This window comes from Nostoc sp. 'Peltigera membranacea cyanobiont' 232, from assembly GCF_002245985.1.
In the GTDB taxonomy this organism is placed as follows: Bacteria; Cyanobacteriota; Cyanobacteriia; order Cyanobacteriales; family Nostocaceae; genus Nostoc.
In genome coordinates this window covers 1-7,143 of sequence record NZ_NOLK01000246.1, presented here as the reverse complement: position 1 = coordinate 7,143, position 7,143 = coordinate 1, and the positions used below count along the sequence as shown (strand labels likewise).

General features: G+C 39.3%; 4 protein-coding genes and 1 pseudogene. 3 read left to right on the top strand and 2 right to left on the bottom strand.

Features of this window, described 5'->3' with window-relative positions; translation table 11 throughout:
* A pseudogene (locus CDG79_RS37760) lies at nucleotides 1–360 on the top strand (gephyrin-like molybdotransferase Glp); the annotation flags it as partial.
* 135 nt (nucleotides 361–495) lie between these two features.
* Here the strand turns inward: CDG79_RS37760 and CDG79_RS37755 are convergent.
* The gene (locus tag CDG79_RS37755) at nucleotides 496–1,728 is read right to left on the bottom strand and encodes a cysteine desulfurase-like protein (protein ID WP_094346650.1); all 1,233 of its coding nucleotides are present in this window, start codon (nucleotides 1,726–1,728) and stop codon (nucleotides 496–498) included.
* Between the two features lie 307 nt (nucleotides 1,729–2,035).
* Between CDG79_RS37755 and CDG79_RS37750 the strand changes: the two genes are divergently transcribed.
* Complete coding sequence (locus tag CDG79_RS37750) at nucleotides 2,036–2,269, top strand: DUF4327 family protein (protein ID WP_094331707.1); 234 nt, start codon at nucleotides 2,036–2,038, stop codon at nucleotides 2,267–2,269.
* A gap of 857 nt (nucleotides 2,270–3,126) precedes the next feature.
* Here the strand turns inward: CDG79_RS37750 and CDG79_RS43110 are convergent.
* Nucleotides 3,127–3,264, bottom strand: a complete 138-nt coding sequence (locus CDG79_RS43110; protein ID WP_189525270.1) for a hypothetical protein — start codon at nucleotides 3,262–3,264, stop codon at nucleotides 3,127–3,129.
* Between the two features lie 304 nt (nucleotides 3,265–3,568).
* Here CDG79_RS43110 and CDG79_RS37740 point away from each other — a divergent pair, with 304 nt between their 5' ends.
* Nucleotides 3,569–7,000, top strand: a complete 3,432-nt coding sequence (locus CDG79_RS37740) for a PAS domain S-box protein (protein ID WP_094346648.1) — start codon at nucleotides 3,569–3,571, stop codon at nucleotides 6,998–7,000.
* Nucleotides 7,001–7,143 lie beyond the last annotated feature (143 nt).

Sequence of the window (7,143 nt, the reverse complement as noted above, 5' to 3'; positions counted from 1 at the left end):
CCCCAGTCCCCACTCTACTTTGGTTTACCAGGAAACCCTGCGGCTGTGTTGGTGACATTTTGGCGGTTTGTGCTACCAGCGATTAAGAAAATTTCGGGAATTACTGAAGGTTGGGAGCCAATATTTTTGAAAGTGCGATCGCATGATGAATTGCGATCGGATGGTAAGCGGGAAACTTACCTTTGGGGTAAATTACATTTAATTGATGGAGTTTACGAATTTCACAAAGCTGGTGGTAGTAATAGTTCCGGCAATTTAATTAATTTAGCTCAAACCGATGCCTTAGCTGTTCTCCCGGTGGGTAAAACATTAATTTCGTCACAAGAAGAGGTGCAAGTTTTGCAGCTTAGTAACGGGTAACAAAATAATTCGTAATAGGCTGCGCCCCGCCCATTACGAATTACGAATTACGAATTACGAATTACGAATTACGAATTACGAATTACGAATTACGAATTACGAATTACGAATTACGAATTACGAATTACGAATTAGTTAAAATGTCTGCTCAAAAGCCTCAATCAAGTTGTTAACTTCTTCAAGGGTGTTGTAATGTACCATACTCACCCGAACTATTCCATCTTGCGACGCTAACCCCAGATATTCAATGAGCCGTTTAGCATAAAAGTCTCCGTAGCGAATCCCGATATAATGTTGGTCAATTTTTGCCGAAATGGTTGAGCTATTCATTCCATCGACTACAAAAGATATAGTCGGTACACGCAATTGACGGTCAGCTTTTGATTGACCAATGACTCGCACATTAGACTTGCTGTTGAGGTAGTTTAAAAGGCGATCGCTAATTTTTTCTTCATGTATACTGATTAAATCAAACGCCTGTACCATCTGATTTCTCAAATCAGGTGCAGTTTGATCGCCGTAATGGAGTTGTGCTAACTCACTTAAATAATCACATAAACCTAACATTCCATAACTTAACTCAAAATTGACATTCCCTAACTGAAATTTATAAGGTATGTCTGTCTGTTGAATAAAATAATGATTAAGTCCAGGTAATCTTAATAAATGTTCTTCTTTGCCATAAAGTAAGGCATGGTGTGGCCCGTAAACTTTGTAACAACTCAAAGTATAAAAATCAACATCCAAATCTTGGACATCAACTAATCTGTGTGGTGCATAAGCTACACCATCTACACAAATCATCGCGTTGCGATCGTGTACAAATGCAGCAATTTCTTTGATCGGGTTGATGGTTCCCAAAACATTAGAAGCATGAGTCAAGGCTACTAATTTGGTGCGATGACTCATCAATTGTTCTAAATCTGCTAAATCAAGTTCTAAGGTATCTGGGCGAATTTGCCACACTTTAACCTTAATTCCTTGTTTTTCCAAAGCAACCCAAGCACCAATATTGGCTTCATGGTCACAATTAGTAACAATAATCTCATCACCAGGTGTAAAGGTTTGACCCAGACAAGTTGAGAGAACTTTCAACATCATTGTCGTAGATGGTCCCATAACTATTTCTTTAGAAGAATTGGCATTAATAAAAGTAGCCATTCCCCTAGTTGCTAAAGCCAATCGTTCTCCTGCAAGTTGAGAAACAGCATAAGAAGCTCCCAACTGGACATCAGAACTTAGGAGAAATTCGCTAATTCTATCTACTACTTTTTTCAGGGTTTGTGACCCGCCAGCGTTATCAAAAAAAGTCCATTCACCAGCTAGCGCAGGAAAATATTGACGAACTTTATCAAGATTCAAAAGCATAGTATAAGTTTTGTAGAGAATGTTCTTTACCCTAACCTAACTTTTGGCAAGTCGCCCAGAGAGCATCTACACCGTCTTTTGCTATTTACAGCTTCCTCTACCAGATTTCTTACTCTGCAAAAATCTCTCTAGAGGGGGTATATTTGGTAACTCCAAGAGGATATTACTGACATAGTTAACTTCCATCAAGAGTTAATGTCTTGATTCTTCACAATTCTCGCCAATTTTATTTGATAAGTTTAAGATAGAGTCAAATAAACTATTATTTTGATTCTTAATTCCTTGATTTAAAACAAAGGAACGACTTATGAACACTACGGTTAAATATGACATCGAAGTTATCAAGGAAGAAGCACTTCAACTTGTTAAAAAGAGATTTGTTAACCGTCAACAGCCAATTTATACCCTTTGTAAATATATTCCTCATCGTGACTGGGTTAATTTTGAACTTGAGTTAGAAAAGAATGAATTTCTCCTCAGAGATAGAATTATCGACCTACTCAATCACGAATCTTGGGAAGATGATGCAGGCTGCATCTAAAAGCAGTGCCCCATTAGCAGCATCCGAATAAAATCAAAATTAAAAATTCATTTTTCAGCGTTAAAAACCCTCGAATCAATTCGGGGGTTATAAATAAGAGATTGTTGAAGACTTGTTATGCTAAATTCACAGTCTTTAAGAGGGAACAGGGGAAAGAGGCAATATTAAGAAATCATCTGAGAAATAAGCTTGATTTCCCATGTATAGCAAGCTTTTTGAGATTTTCTCAGATAAATTTAGCATACTAGGTACTAAAGAACCAAATTAACTTCAGTAACTTGATATTAAACAGACAAATCTTGTAGCCCTATCCATTCGTTGATAGGTTGCCATTGGCTTGCGTAAACAGTAGTATTTCTACGTTTTACTTTTTGAGTTTTTCTAGGTAGTTTTCCCATCACAGACTCGGTGAATGAACTGGATTTATTCAAATTATAAACAGGCATTTCTTGCCAGCAGTGGCGACAAAACCAGTAACTATCTGCACTACGTATATGTTCTAAAAGTAAACTTGAACAGCAAGGACAGTAATTCATATTTTCTCAAATCCTATTAATGAAAGTGTTATTGCAAATTAGGATGCCAGTTGACAAGCCTGTAGTTATTTAAAATCATTTGTCTATATTTTGACTATAGTGTAAGAAAATGAGGAACTTGTGAAGGAATTTAAGATACTTAACAATCCCTAAGTATTTATACACAATTTTTAAGTAATAACTTTAGGCGATTTAGAAAAAAAATGCTTAAACTATCTTCAGATAAATTCGTATAACTATAAATCTGAAAATTAAGAGCAGCCTAACTGATAGCGTACTACCAGTTATGAATTGAATAAACATGTCAAATCCTTTTCTCTTCTAGCTTTTATCTCCTACCTTGTTGATTGAAAGTCTTGCTGGATCTTTATCAAGAAAGCCGAAAGCACAAACTTTCTGGCGACCTTTGGGAGTCAGGTTTTTATATTCGCACTCATCAATTAATTTTAAAGATTTCACACTCACAAGACTACCAAGACCATCACTTAGGGTAATCTCTTGAGATATCCGATCTGCTATCTCTAATTTGACAATAGAATGGGTTGAGAAACTCTAAAATTCTATCTACCTCCTGGTTTAGTTACTAACTTGCATTGTGTCTCTTGTATTAGGTTTTCTAATCTTTACAGGGTAGATAGTTGATTGATAATTGATTGATTATCAATTACAGCAAAATAATTCCTGATTTTTAACAATTTACTTACTTTAGTTTCTACAAGTTTGTACTGATATCAAAGAGATCATTAGAATTGACAAATTAACTATGCGATTCAACGATCGTCTGATTAACATACCTAGATTAAATAATGTTATTAATCGTTCTCCCCTAACGATTAGTTTTGATAGTTTTGTAGTGGAAGCTATTGTTCTGATGAGTCAGGAAAGATGTAGTAATTATGCACCTATTAGTTTAAATTCCTCATTAGATTTAAGCTTTGCCAATCAATCACTAAATGGTTGCGTCTTGGTTTTGGATGGAGAAAACTTATTAGGTATTTTTACAGGAAAAGATGTAATTAGACTTATAGCTTTGGGAATAGACTTAGCCACGGTGACAATAGCTGAAGTGATGACGCAGCCAGTAGTTACCCTTAGACAATCAGATTCTAATGATATTTTCACTGCTTTATCATTATTGCGTCAGCACCAGACTGACTATTTACCTGTTTTGGACGATCGCGGGCAATTGCTAGGAATCATCACCCAGACTAGTTTACTACAAGCCTTTGACCTGGTAAAAATGGTTGGGGTGGTTGAAGGCTTGCAGCAATATTTACAAAAACCCACAGATGACTTCAGGCAGGTTAATCTGCCAATTGAGATAGAGCAGGTGTGCCGCCAAACTCAAAATCACTTAAAAGTATGGGTTGAGGCCAAATCAGCTGAAATCATCCAAGTTAATCAGGAACTTCAGCTAGCCCTCGAAGAACTCCAAGCGGAACGGACAGAAGGACTTGTTACGTCCAACGTTCTGCTGCAACACGAAATTAGCGATCGCCAACGTGCAGAAGTTGCATTACAGCAGAGCGAAAACCTCTATCGCCAACTAGTGGAAAGCCAAACTGACATAATTATCCGCATTGATTTACAAGGGCAGATTACCTTTGCCAATATGGCTGCCTGTCAAACCTTTGGCTGGAAACAAGATGAGTTTCATGGTCAGTCATTTTTCCAGTTTTTTCATCTAGATGACTTACCTAAAGTGATGGAAAGTATAACAGTTTTAGAATCTTCGTTCCATCCATTGACTAATTGTGAGCGACGGTTATTCACAGTCAATGGTATTCGTTGGTTTGAATGGAATGCGATCGCAATTCATGATGACAAAGGAGAGGTTGTTGAAATACAAGGGGTAGCCAGAGATATTACCGAACAGCGAGCTGCGTTACAGGAACGCCAACTTGCCGAAGCAGCACTACGCCAAAGCGAGGAGAAATTTCGCACTTTTGCCGAACACACCCAAGCACTGATCTGGATTCATAGCGCAGATACATTCCAACCTTTGTACATTAGTCCCGCTTATGAGAAGATTTGGGGTCGATCTTCTCAGAGTCTGTTTGAGGAGCCAAAATCTTGGGTAAACAACATTCATCCAGACGATCGCGATCGCGCCACCCAATTAATCGAGCAACTGCTGAGTACTAATCAATCTATTTCAACAGAATATCGGATTTTACGACCTGATGGCTCGGTGCGCTGGATTTGGAATCAGGGCTTTGCTGTCTATGATGACCAAGGAAAAGTTAACTATTATGGTGGCATTGCTGAAGATATCACCGAGCGCAAACTGGCCGAAGAGTCACTGCAAGAAAGTGAAGCACGATTGAGTTTAGCTACCGAAGCAGTCCAAATTGGTATATGGGATCGAAACCTAATCGCCAATACTGGGATTTGGTCTGCCAATATGGGGCCACTTTATGGTCTACCGAGCAACACCTTGTGTCCAAGCGTTGAAGGCTATCTCAATTTAATCCATCCAGAAGACCGCGAATTGGTAGCTGCAAATATGGCTTGGATGATTGAGACAGGACAGGGATCTATAGAGTATCGGATTATCTGGCCTGACGGCAGCCTACACTGGTTACACTGCAAAGGTCGGGCTTACTATAACGAAATTGGTCAGCCAATTCGGGCGATCGGCACAAGTAGGGATGTAACTGAGAGCAAGCTGGCAGAACAAAAAATTTCCGAACAAGCTGCTCTACTTGATATCGCCACAGATGCCATATTAGTTAGAGATTTCCAGTCTCAAATATTAGTTTGGAATAAAGGTGCAGAGCGGATGTACGGTTGGCTCTCTACAGAAGTTATAGGAAAAAACCTCCAGGAGATTTTGTACCCAACCAAAATTCAGCACCAACTGGAAGTACCTCTAAAAAGCGTAATTGAGAGTGGCTCGTGGCAAGGTGAGTTATCTAAGGTGACAAAATCCGGTAAGACAATTATTGTAGAAAGCCGATGGACATTGATGCGCGATCCTGAAGGAAAACCTAAATCTATCCTGACTGTTGACACTGATATTACTGAAAAGAAACAACTTGAAGAACAGTTTTTTCGCACCCAGCGATTGGAAAGCATTGGTACCCTTGCAGGTGGTATTGCCCACGACTTAAACAATATATTGACACCAATTTTGGCAACAGCTCAATTGCTACAGGGGAAATTTTTCCAAGACGAGGAGCGTTCTGGGCAACTGCTGACACTTGTAGAAAGCAACGCCCAACGGGGAGCAGCTTTAGTGAAGCAAGTTTTGTCATTTGCGCGAGGATTTAAAGGAGAGCGGACAATTATCCAAATCAAGTACCTGATTTCAGAAATTATCCAAATTATTAAACAGACATTTCCCAAATCTATTGAATTTTCCACGGTTATCCCAGAAGATATTTGTGCTGTCACCGTAGATACCACACAACTGCATCAAGTGTTGATGAATTTGGTAGTAAATGCCCGCGATGCTTTACCAGATGGGGGCAATATCAAAATTTCTGCGGAAAATAAGTTTATTGATGAAGCTTATACGAGAATGAATATCGATGCCAAGATTGGGCATTATATTGTAATTACCGTTGCCGATAACGGAGTTGGGATACCGCCAGAAATATTAGATAGAATTTTTGAGCCATTTTTCACGACAAAAGAGATCAATGCAGGTACGGGACTTGGCCTTTCAACAGTGCTGGGCATCATTAGAAGCCACGACGGTTTTATCAAAGTATCTAGTAATGTTGGTAGAGGTAGCAAATTTGACCTGTTTTTACCAGCAGTGCAAGCAACCCAAGCCTTCGAGATCGAAGATATGGAACTGCCCCCAGGAGAGGGAGAATTGATTTTAGTTGTAGATGATGAGGCTCAAATTCGGGAGGTTGCCACCATCATTCTAGAAAACTATAACTATAAGATACTAGCTGCCAGTAATGGCATAGAAGCGATCGCACTTTATGCCCAACACAAGCATCAAATCAATGCCGTATTGATGGATATAATGATGCCGGAAATGGATGGAATTACTGCTATTCGCACCTTGCAAAAAATGAACAAGCAGGTTCAAATCATTGCCTGTACGGGGTTGAACTTAGTAGATGTATCTGCTCAAGCTGCTGATGCTAATGTGCAAGCAGTATTATCAAAACCCTATACGGCCAGAGAACTATTGAAAAGTTTACACCACCTATTGCGGGAACCCCGTGGAATCTAACTGCGTGACATTTGGGTAATAATACTAATACTATCCCAATGAATAGAGAACAGAGTTAGCCTGTACCCGGATTTCTCACCACATCTCAAAGCTTGTGCAGGGGAGCAGGGGAGCAGGGGAGCAGGGGAGCAGGGGAGCAGGGG